General features: G+C 45.3%; 17 protein-coding genes and 1 pseudogene. 11 read left to right on the top strand and 7 right to left on the bottom strand.

The annotated features are described in order from the left end of the window. Positions 1 to 7: 7 nt before the first annotated feature. Positions 8 to 1,381, bottom strand: coding sequence for an MATE family efflux transporter (locus Q7P33_RS10605; protein WP_303870194.1), 1,374 nt, complete (start codon positions 1,379 to 1,381; stop codon positions 8 to 10). 22 nt (positions 1,382 to 1,403) lie between these two features. Further along, a complete protein-coding gene (locus Q7P33_RS10600) occupies positions 1,404 to 1,844 on the bottom strand; it encodes a MarR family winged helix-turn-helix transcriptional regulator (protein ID WP_303870193.1) in 441 nt (146 codons plus the stop codon). A gap of 332 nt (positions 1,845 to 2,176) precedes the next feature. Here Q7P33_RS10600 and Q7P33_RS10595 point away from each other — a divergent pair, with 332 nt between their 5' ends. The 4 genes from Q7P33_RS10595 (at position 2,177) to budA (ending at position 8,313) form a co-directional block, all read left to right on the top strand. Further along, positions 2,177 to 2,695, top strand: coding sequence for a V4R domain-containing protein (locus Q7P33_RS10595; RefSeq protein ID WP_303870192.1), 519 nt, complete (start codon positions 2,177 to 2,179; stop codon positions 2,693 to 2,695). A gap of 78 nt (positions 2,696 to 2,773) precedes the next feature. Next, the gene (locus Q7P33_RS10590) at positions 2,774 to 4,396 is read left to right on the top strand and encodes a diguanylate cyclase (RefSeq protein ID WP_303870190.1); all 1,623 of its coding nucleotides are present in this window, start codon (positions 2,774 to 2,776) and stop codon (positions 4,394 to 4,396) included. Positions 4,397 to 4,414: 18 nt separating this feature from the next. Continuing rightward, positions 4,415 to 7,393 (top strand): ABC transporter substrate binding protein, encoded by a 2,979-nt coding sequence (locus Q7P33_RS10585; protein ID WP_303870188.1) that lies wholly within the window; start codon positions 4,415 to 4,417, stop codon positions 7,391 to 7,393. A 119-nt stretch (positions 7,394 to 7,512) separates the two neighbouring features. After that, positions 7,513 to 8,313 carry an acetolactate decarboxylase gene (budA, locus tag Q7P33_RS10580; protein ID WP_303870186.1) on the top strand — a complete coding sequence of 267 codons (801 nt, stop codon included), beginning with the start codon at positions 7,513 to 7,515 and terminating at the stop codon, positions 8,311 to 8,313. A gap of 290 nt (positions 8,314 to 8,603) precedes the next feature. Here budA and Q7P33_RS10575 read toward each other — a convergent pair whose 3' ends face one another. Further along, positions 8,604 to 10,019, bottom strand: a complete 1,416-nt coding sequence (locus Q7P33_RS10575; protein WP_303870184.1) for a PLP-dependent aminotransferase family protein — start codon at positions 10,017 to 10,019, stop codon at positions 8,604 to 8,606. Between the two features lie 111 nt (positions 10,020 to 10,130). On the opposite strand from Q7P33_RS10575, the gene Q7P33_RS10570 reads away from it, so the two are divergent. After that, positions 10,131 to 11,081: a DMT family transporter gene (locus Q7P33_RS10570; protein WP_303870182.1), complete on the top strand. Its 951-nt coding sequence runs from the start codon at positions 10,131 to 10,133 to the stop codon at positions 11,079 to 11,081. A 28-nt stretch (positions 11,082 to 11,109) separates the two neighbouring features. Here the strand turns inward: Q7P33_RS10570 and Q7P33_RS10565 are convergent, their stop codons facing one another. After that, positions 11,110 to 11,577 carry a pyridoxamine 5'-phosphate oxidase family protein gene (locus tag Q7P33_RS10565; protein WP_303870181.1) on the bottom strand — a complete coding sequence of 156 codons (468 nt, stop codon included), beginning with the start codon at positions 11,575 to 11,577 and terminating at the stop codon, positions 11,110 to 11,112. A gap of 169 nt (positions 11,578 to 11,746) precedes the next feature. Here Q7P33_RS10565 and Q7P33_RS10560 point away from each other — a divergent pair, with 169 nt between their 5' ends. The 5 genes from Q7P33_RS10560 (at position 11,747) to Q7P33_RS10540 (ending at position 15,633) form a co-directional block, all read left to right on the top strand. Continuing rightward, positions 11,747 to 12,835 (top strand): 4Fe-4S binding protein, encoded by a 1,089-nt coding sequence (locus tag Q7P33_RS10560; protein ID WP_303870180.1) that lies wholly within the window; start codon positions 11,747 to 11,749, stop codon positions 12,833 to 12,835. A gap of 321 nt (positions 12,836 to 13,156) precedes the next feature. Then, positions 13,157 to 13,378, top strand: a complete 222-nt coding sequence (locus Q7P33_RS10555) for a sulfurtransferase TusA family protein (RefSeq protein WP_303870179.1) — start codon at positions 13,157 to 13,159, stop codon at positions 13,376 to 13,378. A 13-nt stretch (positions 13,379 to 13,391) separates the two neighbouring features. Continuing rightward, complete coding sequence (locus Q7P33_RS10550) at positions 13,392 to 13,811, top strand: DsrE/DsrF/DrsH-like family protein (RefSeq protein WP_303870178.1); 420 nt, start codon at positions 13,392 to 13,394, stop codon at positions 13,809 to 13,811. Positions 13,812 to 13,821: 10 nt separating this feature from the next. Then, positions 13,822 to 14,985 carry a cysteine desulfurase family protein gene (locus tag Q7P33_RS10545; protein ID WP_303870176.1) on the top strand — a complete coding sequence of 388 codons (1,164 nt, stop codon included), beginning with the start codon at positions 13,822 to 13,824 and terminating at the stop codon, positions 14,983 to 14,985. A gap of 12 nt (positions 14,986 to 14,997) precedes the next feature. Next, entirely contained in the window at positions 14,998 to 15,633 is a 636-nt protein-coding gene (locus Q7P33_RS10540; protein ID WP_303870174.1) for an iron-sulfur cluster assembly scaffold protein, read from the top strand. 275 nt (positions 15,634 to 15,908) lie between these two features. Here the strand turns inward: Q7P33_RS10540 and Q7P33_RS10535 are convergent, their stop codons facing one another. The 3 genes and pseudogenes from Q7P33_RS10535 to Q7P33_RS10525 all read right to left on the bottom strand — a co-directional run bounded on the left by Q7P33_RS10535 (position 15,909) and on the right by Q7P33_RS10525 (position 18,359). Continuing rightward, positions 15,909 to 16,091 (bottom strand): hypothetical protein, encoded by a 183-nt coding sequence (locus Q7P33_RS10535; RefSeq protein WP_303870173.1) that lies wholly within the window; start codon positions 16,089 to 16,091, stop codon positions 15,909 to 15,911. Between the two features lie 146 nt (positions 16,092 to 16,237). Continuing rightward, positions 16,238 to 17,260: pseudogene (locus Q7P33_RS10530) on the bottom strand (branched-chain amino acid aminotransferase); the annotation flags it as partial. Between the two features lie 202 nt (positions 17,261 to 17,462). Beyond that, complete coding sequence (locus Q7P33_RS10525; protein ID WP_303870171.1) at positions 17,463 to 18,359, bottom strand: DUF445 domain-containing protein; 897 nt, start codon at positions 18,357 to 18,359, stop codon at positions 17,463 to 17,465. A 237-nt stretch (positions 18,360 to 18,596) separates the two neighbouring features. Between Q7P33_RS10525 and Q7P33_RS10520 the strand changes: the two genes are divergently transcribed. Beyond that, a complete protein-coding gene (locus Q7P33_RS10520; RefSeq protein WP_303870168.1) occupies positions 18,597 to 19,850 on the top strand; it encodes an MFS transporter in 1,254 nt (417 codons plus the stop codon). Positions 19,851 to 19,889: the final 39 nt, after the last annotated feature.

Here is a 19,889-nt window from a genome sequence, read left to right as displayed (position 1 = left end):
TGATGGCTTAAGCCAGTCCGTCTTCCATTGCCAGGGAAACCGGTTCGGTTTTGCTGGCCCGCAGTTTTCGGTAAGTGACGGTGTACATCGATACCGCCAGGATAATTGAGACAACATCGGCCAGCGGTTGGGCCCAGATGATCCCTTGAAGGCCAAATAGCGTGGAACCGATAACAAGGATCGGGACAAATGCCAGTCCTTGTCGGCATACTGTCAGAATCAGCGACGGAATGGCTTTTCCCAACGACTGATAGACGGTAGTGACAATAAATTGAAGACCCAGAAAGGGGCTGACCAACATTTGAATAATCAGCATTGTAGCACCAATGGTGATGACCTCCGGATCATTAATAAAGAAAGTGACAATCGGGGCAGCAAAAAGGATCGCGATAACCATTACCACAGTTCCCATAAACATACCAACCACACCGGTAAATTTAATTGCATCATTCATCCGTTTATAGTTCTGTTGGGCGTAATTGTAGCCGATAAAGGGCTGAATACCCATTGCCAGACCCAGCGCCAACATGACCACGATCGAGAAGACCCGGCCGGAAACCCCCAGAGCTGCAATGACGGTATCGCCATATGCGGAGGCATAGCTGTTTAACATAATCATCGAAAAACTCATCAGAATATTATTGACAGAGGCTGGAATCCCAATCGCAAAGGTATTTTTAGCAATAGCGCCCTCAATCCGGAAATCCTGGGGGGAGATGGAGAGCACATCACTGTGTTTGAAAATATAATAAATAAAGTATATTACCGCGCAGGCATTCCCAATCACAGTGGCCCAGGCTGCTCCAGCTACGCCCATGCCCATGGCGAGTATCATAATAGGATCAAGAATGATATTAATAACGGTTCCAATCATCATTCCGATCATCGATTCTTTGGCTGCACCGACGGAGCGGACAATCTGGGCCAGTGAATTTTGCAGACTGATGGCGATGGCGCCGTAAGCGACAATGGTCAGATAGTCCCGGGCAAAACCGATGGTGTTGGGGCTGGCACCAGCAATGGTCAAAATTGGATCCATAAAAATCAGAAAGACCACCATCCCGATCAGACCCAAGGCAATCGAGCCATAAAAGGCAAAGGAGGAGGTGTGCTTGATATCCACAATCCGGTGTTCCCCCAAAAGTCGGGAAATATAAGAGCCACCGCCGATCCCGAAAATATTTCCAAAGGCCATTAGCAGAAAAAAGATTGGCATGGTTAGGGTAACGGCAGCTACCTGATTGGCATCACCGGTTTGGCCGACAAAATAGGTATCGGCCATGTTATAGACAATCGTCACGAGCATACTGAGAATGGTGGGAATGGCTAGGGTCATCACCGCCTTGGGGATTGGGTACTTTTCAAATAAATCATTTTTCATAAAGATAATTCCTTTCTGTGAATCATTGGTTAGGGTCGGTAATGTTTTTTAAAATCTGATGCAGAAGGGACTCCAGCAGGTTGAGATGTTCAGGTGAGATGTCCCGGAGGGTTTCCGCTTCCAAACGAGTAATCTCGGTACAAACCAGCGACTCCAGCGCCAGACCCTTTTTAGTCAGCTCCAGATAATTAATTCGGCGATCCTGAGAATCAGGTCGGCGCTGGATAAACTCCTTTTCTACCAACCGTTTGACAATCCCAGTAACGGTTGGTCCTTTGAGACGAAAAGCTTCTTCAATCATCTTTTGGTTGATTTCCTGATCCTGATGGTGAAGCAGATACATAATCACAGAAAATTGGGAGGAGGTCAGGTTCCATTGTTTTAACGAATGATTAAAGCGCATTTCCATAATGTTATTCAATTGTTTGACAAAGCCACCAAAGTTAAATTGATCTGTTTTCATTACGCCTCCATTACTTAGCATGCTATCTATTTTATCGGAAGAATTTTTAATTGTCAAGTCAACTTTTAGCGAATCGTTTGCACAAAAAAGATCCCGTTAACGAGATCTTTTCAGGGCGAAAATAATAACCGTCGGTACCGATGACGATGAGAGAGTAGATCTTTCTAAATAAGACAGGCGTATTCTAGCTCTGTCAGAGCCTTTAGCAGTTAAAGCAGCTTGACAATGACCCGGGTTACCGTGGTAAAATGAAAAAATAGAATCAATTTACGATTGCGAAAAAAACAGGTTGCATGAGTAATTTAAGAAGCGTTAAGTGGAGGGCATCATTATTGGCTGAAAAATATGAATTTACCTGGGAGTTGTTGGGAGATATTGGTGAAGGACGACCAAATCTGGGGAATACCACCCGGGTTGAGATCTATCGACTGATGCAGTTTACCATCAGAGATATTATCGAGAAACATGTTGGGGTAAAAGAAACCGATGAAATTTTTTATGAAGCTGGACAATTAGCAGGTAACGCATTTTATCAACATATGATTACGAAAACCGATGACCTCAATCATTTTGTCAATCAGCTTAAGACTGTACTAAAAGAGTTGGGTATGGGTATACTGCGGGTGGAAGAAGCTGATATGGTCAAAGGTGAGCTGATTCTGACGGTCTCTGAAGATCTTGACTGCTCCGGATTGCCGGAGGAAGGTTACGAGATCTGTACCTATGATGAAGGTTTTATTTCGGCATTGTTGGAGAATTTTTCCGGTAAGCCATTTATTGTCAAAGAGATTGACTGCTGGTGTACCGGCGATCGAACCTGTCGATTCAGTGCTAAAGCAGTCAATCGGTAAATTGCGTACACTCAGAACTTATTAGCTAACGCAAAATGTCATACATACAGCCATTAAGAAGGGAGCTGACAAACCTCAATGATCAGTAAAGACGCACGGACAATTTTAGAGTATTTTCAATCCCTGCTAAATGACCTTCACACCAGCCCGGTGCCCCCTGAAAATATCAGCAGTGATAATGCCTTTATTGCGCTTGATCAAACCATTAAAACGATCAGAAATTCAGCCATCGAACTGAGAAACGGCAATTTATCCCATGACATTAGAGGCCGGGGTTATGTATTGGGGTCTTTAAAAAACCTCCAGGCTTCGCTTAGGAACCTGACCTGGATCACAAAAACCATTGCTTCAGGCGACTTTTCCCAGCGGGTTCATTTTCTTGGGGATTTTTCCGAGGCATTTAATAGTATGACCGAAAAACTGGAGTCTTCCATCCATGAATTGGAAGAAGCTCGCTCACATTTTGAAATGGTGTTTCAGACCATTCCGGATGCCACCGTGATTACCAAAGTCGCTGATGGTACGCTGATTGCCTATAACCGGGCTTTTATGGAAGCTACAAAATTTACCGATGTGGATTTAACCGTCGGTTTATTTAATATCCGAGATCTGTACATTGATGCCAGCCAACGGGAAAGCTTCATCAAAGCCCTTGAAGTCAACGGTTTTGTTGAAAATCTGGAGATCTGTTTTTATGGAAAGAACAACGAGCGACATATTGGTCTGGTATCATCAAAAAAAATCACCATTGAGGGGATGCCCCACGCTCTTAGCGTGATTCGGGATATCACCGAACTCAAGGCGATTGAAGCGAAACTGCAGCAAAGTGAAGAGCGGCATCGACTACTGGCAGACAACGCGGCAGATGTCATTTGGACCATGGATCTGACCGGGCGTTTCACCTATATCAGCCCGTCGGTGGAAAAGCTCCGGGGTTACACGGTTGAAGAAGTCATGGCCCAGTCCCAGGAAGAGGTCTTATGTCCGGGATCTCTGATTCAGATGCAGGAGGGGTTGGCCCGGGCCATCAATTCGGTTCAGAATGGTTTGCCTTTTCAAGTCTATCGCGGGGAATTGGAACAACCCTGCAAAGATGGTACCACGGTTTGGACTGAAGCGACTGTTTCCGGAATTTACAGTGAAGATGGGCGCTTTATCGGGATGCTCGGGGTCACCCGGGATATCAGTGAACGCAAACTGATGGAGGAAGAAATAAGACGGCTGTCGATCACCGATAAGCTGACTCAGAGTTTCAACCGCTTAAAGTTGGATGAAACCCTGGAACAACAATTTGATTGGTCAGTAAGTTACGGATTGCCCTTTGCTACCATCATTCTGGATATCGATCATTTCAAGCTGGTTAACGATACCTACGGCCATCAGGTCGGGGATCGGGTTCTGATCGAACTGGTCGAGGTACTCCACGATAATGTCCGCAATGGCGATGTGGTGGGGCGCTGGGGCGGCGAAGAGTTTTTGATTATTATGCCAAATACGACCTTGGCAGACGCCACGGTGATGGCTGAATGGCTACGTCAGGCGGTTGCCAGTCATGCATTTACCACGGCCGGTCAGGTGACGATCAGTCTTGGGGTAGCGGCGTTTGCTACCGACAACGCTCCGGAGACCATTGTTTCTCGGGCTGATACAGCCCTCTATAAGGCCAAGGAAAAGGGGCGTAATCGCGTTGAAGTATGCTAGTTTTTTTCGGAGGGGCCAATGCCAAACCATGAACTCAGTCATCGTAGCAACTTAATAAAATCAATGAAAGCGGCCATCCAGGCAAGTATGATCCTGATCTGGATGTTTGCAACCGGGATACTGTTTGAACCAACTTTTTTTGTCCAGGCCGAGGATGAAAAGTCGGTGCTTTTTATTAGTTCCTATAGCGAAAGCTTTGTCTCAGTACCTGATCAGATTGCTGGTATCCAGTCGGTTTTTGATGAACAGAAGATCAATCTGGAAATAGAATACATGGATACCAAACGTCTCGATACTCCGGAGAACAAACAGGTTTTTTATCAGAGCCTGAAATTCAAATTGGCCCAGCTGCCACCCTATGACGCGGTGATTGTGGGCGATGACAATGCGCTTCAATTTGCCCTCGACCATCAGGCCGAATTGTTTTTTCAGATCCCGATTGTGTTTTTAGGTGTAAACGATGAAACTCGGGCCCGGCAAGCTGCTGCAGATCCTTTTATTACTGGTATTATTGAGCGGATCTCAATTAAAGAAACGCTGGAAATTGCCCGAGTCTTTAACCCTCGGGCCACCCGAATCGTTGGGATTACCGATGAAACCTTGACCGGTCAGGGCAACCGACAGCAGTTTAAAGCCTTACGTCAGAGCTATCCTGAACTGACCTTTACTACCCTCAATACTCCGAACTACAGCTTTGATGAGCTGGGGACGGAACTGGAAAAATTGGGGGAAGACACTATTTTATTATTTTTGGATATGAACCCGGACAAGACCGGGGCTTACATGGAGTTTGAAAAAGCTGCAGCTTTTCTAAACCAGCATACCCAGATCCCAGTTTATCGGGCTTCGGTGGGCGGTGTTGGTTATGGACTAATCGGCGGAAAAATGGTGGATTATCATGCACTGGGCAAAAGAGCGGCTGAACTGGTCAGCGATATTTTGGGAGGTACCCCAGTCACATCCATCCCAATGGTCTATGAGACCCCCTATTTTTACATCTTCGATTATGAATTGATTCAGCATTATCAGATACCTGATCACCTGATTCCCACTGATGCGGTATTGATCAATAAAACTGAACATCCTCTGGATAAATATCGCAATCTGATTTGGGCCACTGCCATCATTCTTAGTTTTCTGACTTTGGTAACGCTGGTATTAATTTATGACAATCTGAAACGCCGGAGCATTCAAAAAGCCCTGGTAGCCAGCAATGCCGAGTTAAAAGCAACCTACAAAGAGCTGGAAACGGTGGAAGGGAGCTTGCGGCGGCAATATGAAGTGATGACCGAACATGACCGGGAAGTTGGCGAACTGAATCAGAAGTTTGAGTTGGCTATCGAGGGCACAAACAGTGCGGTTTGGGAGGTCGACCTTACATCAAAAACGGTTTATTTTGCCGGGGATTGCTCCCGGATTATCAATCGAACCCTCAGTAATCATTGTCATGTCCATAACTGGCTGGATATGGTTCTGGAGACCAGTCATCGCGAGCGTCTGATTACAGAGGTCAGCAATTACCTCCAGGGCAAATCAGCTCAGATCAATATTCAGGTACTAACGGCGGGCTCAGAAGCACAGCAAAAATGGTTGCTGATTCGTGGCAAAGGGATTAAATCGACAGACGGCAATTTTTATAAGTTGCACGGGATCTTGCTAGACAATACAAAATTCAAACTTCAGGAAGAACAAATAAGGCATCTGGCTCGACATGATTATTTGACTCAACTGCCCAACCGGATGAGCTTTCTGATGCAGCTGGAGAAAGAACTGGCAGCTGGCCATACGGGGGCTGTGTTGCTCCTGGATATTGATAATTTTAAAAGTATCAATGACACCCTTGGTCATCTTTTTGGTGATCAATTGCTAAAGCTGATAGCTGGCCGATTGCAGTCAATTGCTGACGAAAACATGATGGTAGGTCGGCTCGGTGGTGATGAATTTCTGATTCTGATTACCAATAAATGCCATCAAGCCGATATTGAAGCCTATGCGAATAAGATTTTGAGCGCCTTCGATGAAGCCTTCCAGCTCGATAGCCGGGAAGTTTTTGTCAGCATCAGCATGGGGATTTCATGCTACCCCTATGATAGCAGTGCTATGGATCAGCTGATTATGAATGCCGATACAGCTATGTATGAGGTCAAGAGTCAAGGCAAAAATCACTACATGTATTATCATCAGGAATTAAAAAAAGCCATGAGCCGAAAAATTGAAATTGAAGCACTGCTCCGGATAGCTCTCAAGAATGATGGGTTCAAGCTGGTCTATCAGCCCCAGGTCGAACTGAGCAGTGGTCATATCTGCGGTTTTGAAGCGCTGCTGCGTTTAAAGGACAATTATCTGGGACCAGATCAGTTTATTCCAGTCGCCGAGGAAACTGGGCTGATCAGCGAGATTGGCCGCTGGGTGATCCGGGAAGCGGTAGCCCAGATTGTCCGTTGGCGAAATCAGGGACTGGCTGAAAAAACGGTGGCCATCAATTTTTCCAACCGTCAGCTGAGGGACAAAGAGTATATCGAATATATCACCACACTACTGCATCAGCATCATGTTGCGCCTCGATTCATTGAGATTGAGATTACCGAAAGCATCTTACTGGAAAACGATGGCCAGACGAAGCAGTTTCTAAAGGCGCTTAAAGATGCCGGACTGGCGGTGGCCCTGGATGATTTTGGCACTGGTTATTCGTCGCTGAATTGTCTGTCCTATCTACCGGTCAATAAAATTAAACTGGATAAATCGATCAGCGATCAGTTTTTGCAGGGTAACCGCTTTAAGGTGATTGAAAGCCTGATTTTATTAACCCACAGTCTTCATTTAAAAATTATCGCCGAGGGTATTGAGGAGTGGGACAAAGTTGATATCCTTAAAAACAGTGGCTGTGATGGCATTCAGGGGTATGTCTTTTGTAAACCGTTGGAACCGGATGAAATCACGGCACTTTATAATGACAATTTGCTCGACAGACAATCGGATTTGACAGACGCTATATAAAGGTGGTTTGGATCATACAAATAAATGGTACCGGACGTTAAGATGTGTTAACTTATAATTATTATTTCCATCCCAAGGATGGCGAGATTAGACTTAAATTAAGAAATGAGGAGTGTGTTATGAAAATAATAAATACAGCAATTGTTGTGTCGGTTCTGGGTGTTTTGTTACTGGCGGGTTGTGCCGCCACAACCACAGCGACAAGTAGTGATACCGCTGCAGCCAAAGAGGAGACCCTCTTTCAGGCATCGACCATTAATTCGCTACTGGCCGGGAATTACGATGGCTTTATGAGTTTTGGTGAATTGAAACAACATGGTGATGTCGGAATCGGAACCTTTAACGCCTTGGACGGTGAGCTGGTGATGATTGACAACACCGTCTACAAAGTCAAAGCCAGCGGTGCCGTTGAGGAAGTCTCGGATACCGATACCACCCCCTTTGCCGCAGTTACCTACTTTAACGAGGACGCGACTAAATCATTGGGTCAAACCGCCAGTCTGGAAGCACTGGAAACGGAACTCGACAAAATGATTACCAATCCCGACGCTTTTTATGTATTTCGGGTTGACGGCACTTTCAATACCATCAAAGCCCGGTCAGTACCCAGTCAGGAAAAACCCTATCCGGTGCTTTCTGAAGCCGTCAAAAGCCAGTCGATCTTTGACTATCAAAAGATCAGTGGCACCCTGGTCGGCTTGTGGTGTCCGGAAGACATTGGCGGTTTGAATGTCAAAGGCTACCATTTTCATTTTATCGCTGATGACCGCAGCAAGGGTGGCCACCTCCTCGATGTCAGCTTCGATAGCGCTGCTGTCTTTGTCGATCAAACCGACGGCTTTTTCATGACCTTGTCGCCATCCACTCCGGATGGAACTGTGACGGATGCTGATTCCGCCATAAATTCTGTCGAAAAATAACCAGTTTCGAATCTATCTCTTGAGGTTATCGCGATACTCCCGTACCGACCAATTGTTAATCTGTTGTTCGCCGCGGAATCGGACACTAATAAGAAATTAAATTTCTTATTAGTCGTGGGCTATCGCCAACTACATGCAAGCTTGTGCTTGGTTCGTTGCCTCCACGCAGGCTTTGCCATGTCCGCTCCGATGCGTAGGGTCTGACCCCTAGGTCACAACATGATGTAACAATTGTCGGTACTGAATTATCATTTTACTATCTTGACACTCGCGCGAGTGTTTTTTTGTGCTCAAAATCCAGGTTCTCTAAGGGCAGCACAGAGCCGGGTGATGCCGGTGGTGATTTCGGCAAAGGTTAGATGGGCGTATCCGAGGAGGATGTCGCTGCCGTAAGCTGCCTTGTTGCCAAAAACATAGTTCGCGATGGGGTAGACCTGGACTTGTCGGGCATTAATGCGATCGATCAGTGGGGGTGCAAAAACAACACCGTTAAAACGGACAACCATGTGCAGCCCGGCGGCATGGCCTTTAATTTCAAATTTATCAGGATAGTGACGCGATAATTCATCAATCAGGCATTGGCGTTTTTTAGCATAGATTTTTTTCATCCTCCAGATATGCTTTTCCAGCCCGCCGCTTTCAATAAATTCGGCCAGGGCGTACTGGGTCAGGGCTTCGGTATGAACGTCGGAATATTTTTTGAGCTCCAGGTAAGGTTTGATCAGTTGATCCGGTAGAATCAGATACCCCAACCGGATCGCCGGGGTAAGGATCTTGCTGAAGGTACCGAGATAAATGACCCGGTCAGGACTTAGTTCATAAAGGGATGAAACCGGCTGGCCTTCAAAGCGAAATTCACTGTCATAGTCGTCCTCGAGTAAATACGTATCATTGGCGATGGCATACTGAATCAGTTTCTGTCGACGTTGGATCGGCAGGATGCCACCCAGCGGATATTGATGGGAAGGGGTCGTATAGATAAAGGCCGGATTCGGATGGGAGGTGAGGCTGTCAATCAACAGACCCTGATCATCCACCGGGATCCCAATTAAATTGAGTTTTGCGCGCTCAATAATCTGGCGCAATCCGGGGTGGGTGGGGTCTTCAATCAGAACTGTCTTCTTCCGATCCTTTAATAAAGTAGCGATCAGCGCCAGTCCTTGGGTTGATCCAGAAACGATCATAATCTGGTCGGGACTACAAGTGAGTCCCCGGGTGCGCCGCAAATAAGCGGCAATCGTCTGGCGCAGGGTCGACACCCCGGCGCTGGGATGATAACCAAAAGCCGTTTCGGGGATTTGATCCAGACTGCGTTGATAGGCTTTTTTCCACTCCGACAGCGGAAATCGGGATGAATCAATCACGCCGGATTGAAAATTAATCACGCTAGTTGTGGACGCTTTTACTGTCACCGTAGTGGCTGAGTGTTTTTTTACAGCCGTTTTCGGGGAAGGTGAAACGATATCAATGCCACTGCTAACCACTGTCCCCGACCCATGATTTCCAATCAGATACCCCTCGGCAATCAATTGATTGTAAGCTTCCAAAACAGTACTACGGGAGATCCCCAGATTGGTTGCCAGCTGTCTAGTTGAGGGCAGCTTCTCGGCCGGAGCCAGCTGGCCTTCTAAGATAAGATCCCTGATCTGTTGATAAATCTGCCGCATCAAAGAGCAGTCACTCTTTTTTTCAATAGTAATCCACATTGCGATCCTCCTAAAGTGGTTTGCCAAAAATGCGTTAAAGTGGCTCTTTACAAACCACATCACTCTGGTAAGATTTTATCATAACGATTTGAAGCAGAAAAGAGGATTATTATGGGAGAAAAATTAAGTGCCTATCTGGATTTGACAGTGGCGATGGCAATCGCCGGCAGTGCGGTTGTAGTCAGTAAGATGATGGTGACTCGGGTGCCGGTATTTTTAGCCACCGAACTGGGAATTGCCATCGGACTGATCTTGCTGCTGCTGGTGACCTTTGTGATCAAAAAAGAACACCACCGTCTGGATAAAATTACCATGGCGGTGCTGTTGGGTCAGGCCCTGGCCGGGATTGTCCTCTATCGGGTCTTTATTTTCTGGGGCTTGCAATTAACCTCAGCTGCCAACAGCGGTTTAATTTCCAGCTCTGGGCCAGCCATTGTGGTGATTCTGGCATTTTTTATTTTAAAAGAGAAGCTTTCAAAAAACAATGCCATCGGACTGATCTTTGTTATCGTCGGATTACTCTGTATCAACCTCTACAGCTATTTAGTGGAAGGAACCCTTAATAGTTCGGTTCTGGGAAATTTTCTGATTCTGATTGCTGTCACTGGTGAGGGATTATTTTCGGTGCTCAGTAAAATAAAGTGCATCCCGATGTCCCCGGTGTATCGGACGACACTGGTGGCGGGGCTGGCCTTCATCTGTTTATTACCTTTGGCCATCGCTGATGCCTGGGTTTATCCATTTGCAGAAATGTCGCTTCAGACCATTATGTGTATTGGCTATTACGGGATCTTTGTCTCATTTATCTCTTATGTCCTGTGGTTTCGGGGGATTGCCAGGATTACTGCAAGCAGTGCAGCAATCTTCATTAGCGTGGTACCGGTCAGCAGCATTGTCCTGGCAGCCATCCTACTGAATGAAAAAATCCAGCTGTGTCATTTTCTTGGGATGAGCCTGATAATCAGCGGTATTCTAATCGCCACCAAAAATCCCGAAAGCCCGAGCAAAATAACCGGCTCGGAGAGTAATAAAATCACCGTAGAAAATTTCAAAAGCGAATGATCCTGGATAATTTTATACCGTCAAGGGACTAGTGTCGTTTACCCGAATAACGGCTTAGTTTTACCGCAATCACGGTGGTCTGATCGAGGATATGCTGATCAAAACAGAAGTCATCCCTACCGGTCTGCTGTTTCATAATCGTTTGTAAAGCCTCGGCCTTTGCTGCGGCATCATCCAGAAAAATAGCCTGACCGGTGCCAATAAAACTTTCAAAATAACAACTGTAATCACAGCCTTTTTCACCGTTTAGCAGTTCTTTCATTTGATCCATCTCAATACAGACCTGGTTGTTTTGATTCAGAATCTCGAGTTTACGGCCTTCTCTGGCACAGTGCAGAAAGATGGTAATGACGGAGTCATTCTGGTGATAGCCAAAATTTAGAGGCACCACATAGGGTACATCATTGTCCACCATGGCCAGTCGGCACACTTTACAGCCGTTAATAATTTCAATAATCTCCGTTAGTTCGGTTACTTCACGGTTTGAACGTCGCATTTGTTTCCTCCATTTTTTTATTTAATCCTTAAGTTGAAACTTATCGTACCGATTTTTATACTGGCAGTCAAGCAGCTATTTCTGATTCGTATCATGACTATTCTTGTGTTTATTGCGAAAGACGTTTATAATTAAGACAAAATTATGGGTGTCGAGGAGGACGAGAACCATGGCGAATCACCGTAATTCCAACGAAACAAAAGCCTCCAATGAAATAAAAGCACTAAAAGCAATCCTGTGGGTGTATATCATCCTCTGCCTGATCATTGCCGGGCTCAATTTTGGCTATGTCAGTCGGGCTACGCCGGAAGTGGCCGCCTTCATCAGCTGGCTGTGGGGTTTTTATGAAAACTGGGTGAAGACCAGTTTTATTGTTATTGGTAGCTTTCTGACTCTGCGGATTATTGGGGCATCCGGGCGGACTGAGATGCGTAAACGCAATCTGACCGGTTTTATCGTGATGGCTTTGGTGGTTCACATTGTCGGGCCGATTCTTTTAGATAATCAGGAACTATACTTTTTTGCGATGCCACTCCCCTGGACTACCATCCCCTTACAACTGATGAACACTAATACAGCCTTTTATCTTAAATACCTGCCTGTTTTTGGGTTCACTGGCATTACATTAGCACTGGCCTTCTATCTGCTTATCACCATTGTTGTTCTGGTCGGGACGTTGCTTTGGGGACGGCGTTGGCAGTGCGCGACTCTGTGCCTGTTCAATGGTTTTGCCAGTGAGGTATTTGATCCCGTGATGCCCTTACTGGGAACCCGGAAAAAGCTCAAGGCTCGCGGTTTAAAACTGTTTGCCTACCTACGTTGGCTGTTTCTGGCAGGCGCTATCGGTTTTACCATCTACTGGGTACTCTATCTGCTAGGCCTGCCGCTTTCTAACAGCGAAACTGTGGCAAAAATTGAAACCTATAAATACCTTTCCGCCGAGCTGTTGATGGCAATGTTTTTCTGGGTCGCCTTTAGTGGTCGCGGCTATTGTTACTATTGCCCCCTGGGAACGGTGGTGGGCCTGCTCGGCAAACTGGTTGGTCAGCGGATTACCACCAATCAGAGCAACTGTATCCAATGTGGCCGCTGCAATGCCGCTTGTCCGATGGCCATCGATTTAAAATCCAGTGCCGCCACCGGTCGTCCAGTATCCGAATTGCGTTGTGTCGGCTGCGGTCACTGTGTCGATAATTGCCCTACTGAGACGCTGACATATTCAACCCATTTTCTCGAGATTATAAAAAATAAAAAATAAAACTTGCAAACTAACCCCATACCGACAATTTTGTATGTTGTACGCGCCGGAGTGGACACGAATAAGATTTGATATTTCTTATTTGCGTCCGATACCGAAACGAACAACAGACTAATAAGCGTCTGCTCCCCTTGGTCATTGGTCAGTATGGCAGTTTGCAACAATCACAACAGGCCTCGGATGATCGGCAGGCCTGCTTTTTTTATGTTTATTATGTTGCTTGATATTAAAAACACAAGTAAGTTGACCGTAATTGGGTATGAAAAAAACAACGACAGAAAAGCGTAGCAATAAATTAAAAATTGCGTAGGAGGCAAGATCATGGCAGAAATTTATGTAGATGTAAGAGGTGAAACCTGCCCGGTTCCTTTGGTAGAAATGCGTAAAGCCGTCAAAAAGGCGCAGCCAGGGGATATCATTGAGATTACCGGGAACAATGTGGCCTCAAAAAAAGAAATTCCGATGGCTGCCGATGCGTTATCGCTGGCCGTCATCAGCATTGACGAACAGGACGGTACTTGGATTATAAAAATTAAAAAGTAAAGGAGGCTTTTTAGTGGCGGACAAAACTACAATTATTGTTCAGAGCGGTGATATGGATAAACTGTACAGTGCTCTGATTGTGTCCAATGGTTCGTTGGCTATGGGGATGGAGGTGTCTTTGTATTTCACTTTTTGGGGATTGCTACGTCTGAAAAAAGGCGGTCTGGAAAAAGGCCCTTTATCGAAAATGCATTTTTGGGGCTTAGGTAAAAAGATGATGTTGGGACGGATGAAAAAAAATAATGTCGCCTCCCTGGAACGGCTGATGGCTGATTTTAAGGAACTTGGTGGCAAAATAATCGCCTGTGAAATGACCATGGACATCATGGGTTTAAAACGATCCGATCTGATCGAAGATATCATTGACGACTATGGGGCCGTCGGAACCTACATTCAGGAAGCCCGACAGTCTGCGATTACCTTGTTTATCTAAGGAGGAACTCATGGAAAAAGTGTATTATTTGGATAACGCTGCCGCCACCCGGCTGGATGAGCAAGTATTGGATGTGATGACACCGCTTTATTTTGACCGCTACTCGGTGGCGACCTCGGAATTTGGCTATTCGTTGGGCGTTGAGGCGAAAGAGGCTCTGGATGATGCCAGAAGTAGGCTCGCTCAGGCCCTGGGTGCCAACAGTGATGAGTTTATTTTTACCTCCGGCAGTGCCGAATCCAGTAATTTAGCATTAAAAGGGGTTGCCAAGGCCCTGGGCACAAAAAAAGGTAAACATCTGATTGTTTCTAAAATTGAAGATTTTCCGGTGCTGTACAGCGCCAGAACCCTGGAAAAAGAAGGATTTACCGTTGATTATCTGGATGTTGACGGGGAGGGGCTGGTGGATCTCGAAAAACTTGAGGCGCTGATCAAACCCGAAACCATTCTGGTTTCGATTCAGCATGGTAATCAGGAAATCGGCACCATACAAGACATTGGTGTAATCGGTACCATATGCCGGGAGCGGGGAGTGCTCTTTCATACCGATGCCACTCACACTTTTATGCGAGTACCACTGGATGTCAACACCATCGCCGTTGATCTGATCACCGTCTCGGCCCATACTCTGCATGGTCCCAAGGGAATTGGCGGTCTCTATGTAAAAAAAGGAACCACTCTGGCTAAAATTATGGATGGTGGTTTTCAGGAATTTGACCTTCGCGGGGGAATGGATAACATTCCCGGAGCGGTGGGATTTGCCAAAGCGGCGGAACTGGTGACGGCGGATGAAAACATCCGGCTGGCAGCAATGCGGGATCACATTATCACGATGGTGAGTGAGCAGATCCCTGATGTTATTCTAAATGGTCATCCGCGGCAACGAACACCACAGAATGCCAACATCACTTTCCATTACGTGGAGGGGGAATCGATCACCCTTCATCTGGACATGTATGGCATTGCCGTCAGTACCGGTTCAGCTTGTTTTAGCCGCTCTCTGGAAGCCAGTCACGTCATTGCGGCCATCGGTGGTGATCATGAGCGGGCTCACGGATCGATTCGGTTGACGGTGGGTCGATTCAATACCATGGAAGAGGTTATTTTTGTGGAGGAAACCCTTAAAAAGGTGGTTGAGAACCTGCGCAAAATCAGCCCTTTGGGAAAGGAATAGGAGGAGATAACAATGGCAAGTCCTTATAATGATCTGGTTCTGGAACATTTTAAGAATCCCCGCAATACTGGACGGATTGAAGATCCTGATGGTAAAGCAACCGAAGGCAGTCCGGCCTGCGGTGATATGGTGTCACTCTATTTAAAGGTCGATCCTAAAACCAGGGTGATCGATGATATCAAATTTGAATCCTACGGCTGTGCCTCAAACATCGCCACCGGCTCGATTATTACCGAATTGGCCAAAGGCAAAACCATTGACGAAGCTAAAAAAATCACCTGGCAGGAAGCTTCGGAAGCCCTGGGCGGGTTGCCAAAAATTAAGGCGCATTGTTCGGTGTTGGCAGTGGAGGTGCTGCGTTCGGCGATCCAGAATTATGAAGAAAAGCACGGCCTGGTAACCGAAAAGGTCGCTACTACTGAAGAAATTGTCAGAAAACGATTGAAGAAGGTCATGAATCCAATTAAAGGCCTGGATATGGTGGCAACCCATCTGGTCAAGGAAATTGAAATTACAGGTGGCGTGGTTCGGATCGTCATCGATCTCCCCGAAACTCATCAGTTTGCCAACGCCATCAGAGAAGATGCAGTCGAAAAAATCGAATCCCTCTGGGATATTGATCAGGTCATTGTCGAGTTTACCGACTAAAAATAGTAAACCAGGCAAGATTAAAAGCTAGTCCAGTGTCGTAAGTGTCACACCATATTGTGACACAATGGTCATTGGTTGCACGGTAGTTTTGAAATAACCCCAAAAAAGAGCAACCTTGTCTAAGTGTTGCTCTTTTGCCGTTAACGGGCAGTTTTTGAAACAGCTATAATACTTAAAGTTAGGGCGGCGGCACCTAGTGTCAGGGCAACCATGCTGGAAACAAAAGCAGCTATTTTCATCACACGACCTCCTTATTATTTTTTTTGTTGGAATCAATCCTCGTCATAAAAACCGCTCATAGAATAATCTTCCAGAGCTTCCAATAAAAAGACCAGACTTCCGGTCATGCTTTCAGCAGTCGATACAACAATTTCTTTTTCTTCTTCAGTTAGTTCGGTGAATTCTTCTTCAAGATCACATAAACGTTTAATTAGGAACAATAATTCTGTTTTCATAATTCTCCTGTCCACGAGTAGTTATGGCTATAAGTCTATCGACTTATTTGATAAATTGCAAGAAAAATCGATTCATTAAGTTGATTAGAAAAAAACCGATGGGGATTAATCCATCGGTTTACAGCCTAGTTTTGATCAAGTGTTCATTATAGCTTGGTAATCCAGCCATCGGGATCTTCCCGATCACCCAGTTGGATGGCAGTGAGGGTATCATAAAGCTTTTTCGTTATGGGGCCCACCTCGGTTTCGCTGTAAAAGACGTGGAGTCGGTTGTGATGGAAAATCCCACCGATAGGGGTGATTACCGCTGCTGTACCACAAGCCCCGGCTTCGGAGAAAGTGTCCAATTCATCGATAAAAACGTCTTCTTCCGAAACGACCATTCCCAAAACATGTTCAGCCAGATAGAGCAGCGAGTATTTGGTGATACTGGGTAGGATCGAAGAGGAATCCGGGGTGACAAAGCGATTGTCTTTGGTGATGCCAAAGAAATTGGCGGCACCGACCTCTTCAATTTTGGTATGGGTCGTGGGATCTAAATAGATGCAATCAGCGAAGCCTTTCTGTACCGCAATTTCATGAGCCAGCATCGAAGCCGCATAGTTGCCGCCAACCTTTTGCTGGCCGGTACCGTTATAGGCTGCCCGATCATAATCAGAGACCATAAAATTAACCGGCGTCAGTCCGCCCTTGAAATAAGCCCCAACTGGCATGCAAAAAACCGTGAAGATATATTCATTGGCCGGTTTGACAGCCATGCTGTTGCCCACTCCAATCATCATTGGTCGGATATATAGCGAACCGCCGGTACCATAAGGAGGGATATAGTCTTCATTGGCCTTAACGACATCGAGACAGGCTTTGATGAAGGTTTCTTCCGGAACAACTGGCATTAACAGTCGCCGACAGGAAGATTGAAAGCGTTTGGCATTCTGGTCAACTCGAAACAACTGAATCCCGCCAGCCTTGGTACGGTAGGCCTTCAAGCCTTCAAAACACTGCTGTCCATAGTGCAGACAGGGCGCAGCTTCGCCGAGATGTAAAACATTATCCTCAGTCAGAACCCCGTTATCCCATTGTCCATCTTTCCAGCTCGACAGATAGCGATAATCCGTTTTGATATAATCAAATCCCAATTGATCCCAATTAATTTCTAAATTAGTCATTTTTTGCTCCTTTTTTTCTTATCCTAAAGTGATTGCGAGTTTTGATAGAATCTAACAAACTTTGCTTTGACGCCGGTATTTAAAAAATAGTATCGTAACGTGTTAACAAACAGGCGTAAGACCGCTTGATAATCGATACTCCTGGTTATTTACCACTTTAAAAACAATAGCAGTTTTTTAAAGCTCTAAAATCTGTTTTGGTATTCTAGACAAAGGCCATTACCAGGCCCATAATACAGCCCAATAATCCACCCAACCAGACGATCGCATTGAGTTCTTTATGCATGATTTCCAACAACATTTTTTCAAATGTCAGAACATCGTAGCCATTGATCTGATCTTCTACCAGCTTTGATAGGTTTAGGGCGTGAATTAAGATACCGATGTTTTTATCAATCACTTGATGATAGGTTTTAATAACCCAGGAAACAAAATCCGGAATCCGTTCCTGATATTCTGTGTAAAGATCACAAAGTCGTTTGTCAAGGAGATTTTGGCTTTCTTTTTCAAAAATATTGTTCAGAATAGCTTCACCTTTTTCAACCACCATTCGTTCAATGATTTCAGACATTTTGAGTTTGGCAGAACTGACTAGATTTTCATTGATCAGCATGGCAAACATTGATCCATGGAGATTACTGACGATTTCGGTAACTGCTATTTCCGATAACAATGGCCCCAATTCCATTTTAACCATCCGCTCGTAGGAAAAGCCGACAACCTTAGTAGTCACGTCGGTAAGAATCAATTCGCCTTGCTGCTCGCCGGAAAAGGAGTAAAATAATTCCCGGAGGGTTTCGTCGCTGGTGCTTTTTTTAGTAATGAGTTTGTTGAGGGCAATAGCGATCTTATCATCCATTTCCGGGGATAGCAGCCCATTTTTAATCACATCTTCATTGAGCAGGTTGTTGGCAACCACATCACCCAGCGATCTGGCGATGCGGGGTTTTTCTTTGGGGATCATGCCCGGAGTAAAGGGGAGGGTTCGCCCGAGAAGCTTGATCGGTTTAAGTGGGCGAAAGAGCATCCGAATAGCGATGCCGTTGGTAATCAGACCGATGATACCCCCCAGTATCGGACCGATAAAAAATGATAAATCCATAATTTCCTCCTGTCATTTCTTCTGATAATTTACTCATTGAGAAGCGGGACGCAGAAAACGTCACCTTCGCAATGTGTTGCTGTTGTTATGACTCGGGTATATTTTAATCTTTTTAAAACAAGCTGTCCAGTGGAATGATAAAAACCAGTAAGATAGATAACAATTACTGGTTTTTATGATTGTATTTACTTTAGCAAGCTGATACAATAAAGCAAGAAATTTTGGAAGTTGAGGAACATGATGAAAAATGAGAATTTAAAACGGTGGATCTACCTCAGTGTAGGAACCATCATGCTGTTGTTTTTGGGATTATTGTATGCCTGGTCAATTTTTCGGGCGCCGCTGAACAAAGTCTTTGAAAGCTGGACAGTCACGGACTTATCACTTAATTTTACCATTTCGATTATCTTTTTTTGTATTGGTGGTTTTGTCAGCGGACAATTAACCCGTTTTATCAAAAATCAGACCATTGTTTTAATGGCAGCGGCGATGCTGTTTGTCGGATTTTTCGGCGTTTCAAAAATGGATCCAACGCAACCAGCTCAAAGCTTAATGCTGTTGTATCTGTTTTATGGGGTGCTTTGCGGAACCGGAGTTGGTATGGGCTATAACTCAATTATCAGTGCGGTTGTACCCTGGTTTTCTGAAAAAGCCGGTTTGGCATCAGGAATTTTATTAATGGGCTTTGGACTTGGCGGTTTGATTCTGGGAACGATGATCAGTTCTTTAATCGGCGGCGTCGGCGTTTTGAACACCTTCTTTTATCTGGCGATCATGGGAGCAATTGTTATGGTTCTAGGCTCCTTCTTTATAAAAAAACCGGTTACTGCGCCCAAAAAAGTCGTGGTTGTAGCCGATGAGACCAGTCAGAAAAAAGAATATACAGCCAGAGAAATGTTAAAAACTGGAGTATTCTGGACTTATTTCTTATGGGGAATTATGATTACCGCATCGGGTCTGTTGATTATCGGAAGTGCGGCAACCATTGCGGTAGCCTTTGGTGCACCAGCCCAGCTGGGGCTGTTGGTATCTGTTTTTAATGGTGGTGGTCGAGTTGTGATCGGAACAGTGTTTGACAAAATGGGCCGAGCAAAGGCAATGGGAATCAATACCATACTCTTGCTGGTTGCTGGTGTTTTCTTGTTTATGGGTGCCACGATGAATAATGTCATTTTCATTTTCATTGGGCTTTTATCAGTTGGAGTTACCTATGGTGGTGTACCAGCCCTGTCCTCGGTGGTTATCAATTCCAGTTTTGGTTCAAAAAACTATCCCCTTAATTTCAGCTTGTCTAATTTTTTGCTGGTACCAGCGGCTATTATCGGACCAATGATCTCTAGTTATTTGCTGCAGAGCTCTGGTGGTAGCTATGGTTCGACCTTTATTGTAATCATTATCTTCGCTGCTATTGCTTTGGTACTGAACCACATATTGGGGATACAAAGCAAAAAACTAAACCAGTCTTCAATTATCGCAGTGGGCGAAAATTAAGCACCACTATGGCCAGTGATTGGTAAAATTAAAACCCGA

This window comes from Acetobacterium wieringae, assembly GCF_026646375.1.
Taxonomy (GTDB): domain Bacteria; phylum Bacillota; class Clostridia; order Eubacteriales; family Eubacteriaceae; genus Acetobacterium; species Acetobacterium wieringae_A.
The sequence above is the reverse complement of the archived record's forward strand: the minus strand, read 5'-3'. Positions and strand labels throughout refer to the sequence as shown.

Bases quoted from the DNA above. Each gene is read 5' to 3' on its own strand.
- Q7P33_RS10605 (WP_303870194.1), bottom strand. From the start codon at position 1,381: ATGAAAAATGATTTATTTGAAAAGTACCCAATCCCCAAGGCGGTGATG.
- Q7P33_RS10600 (WP_303870193.1), bottom strand. From the start codon at position 1,844: ATGAAAACAGATCAATTTAACTTTGGTGGCTTTGTCAAACAATTGAAT.
- Q7P33_RS10590 (WP_303870190.1), top strand. From the start codon at position 2,774: ATGATCAGTAAAGACGCACGGACAATTTTAGAGTATTTTCAATCCCTG.
- Q7P33_RS10585 (WP_303870188.1), top strand. From the start codon at position 4,415: ATGCCAAACCATGAACTCAGTCATCGTAGCAACTTAATAAAATCAATG.
- budA (WP_303870186.1), top strand. From the start codon at position 7,513: ATGAAAATAATAAATACAGCAATTGTTGTGTCGGTTCTGGGTGTTTTG.
- Q7P33_RS10575 (WP_303870184.1), bottom strand. From the start codon at position 10,019: ATGTGGATTACTATTGAAAAAAAGAGTGACTGCTCTTTGATGCGGCAG.
- Q7P33_RS10570 (WP_303870182.1), top strand. From the start codon at position 10,131: ATGGGAGAAAAATTAAGTGCCTATCTGGATTTGACAGTGGCGATGGCA.
- Q7P33_RS10565 (WP_303870181.1), bottom strand. From the start codon at position 11,577: ATGCGACGTTCAAACCGTGAAGTAACCGAACTAACGGAGATTATTGAA.
- Q7P33_RS10560 (WP_303870180.1), top strand. From the start codon at position 11,747: ATGGCGAATCACCGTAATTCCAACGAAACAAAAGCCTCCAATGAAATA.
- Q7P33_RS10555 (WP_303870179.1), top strand. From the start codon at position 13,157: ATGGCAGAAATTTATGTAGATGTAAGAGGTGAAACCTGCCCGGTTCCT.
- Q7P33_RS10545 (WP_303870176.1), top strand. From the start codon at position 13,822: ATGGAAAAAGTGTATTATTTGGATAACGCTGCCGCCACCCGGCTGGAT.
- Q7P33_RS10540 (WP_303870174.1), top strand. From the start codon at position 14,998: ATGGCAAGTCCTTATAATGATCTGGTTCTGGAACATTTTAAGAATCCC.
- Q7P33_RS10535 (WP_303870173.1), bottom strand. From the start codon at position 16,091: ATGAAAACAGAATTATTGTTCCTAATTAAACGTTTATGTGATCTTGAA.
- Q7P33_RS10525 (WP_303870171.1), bottom strand. From the start codon at position 18,359: ATGGATTTATCATTTTTTATCGGTCCGATACTGGGGGGTATCATCGGT.
- Q7P33_RS10520 (WP_303870168.1), top strand. From the start codon at position 18,597: ATGATGAAAAATGAGAATTTAAAACGGTGGATCTACCTCAGTGTAGGA.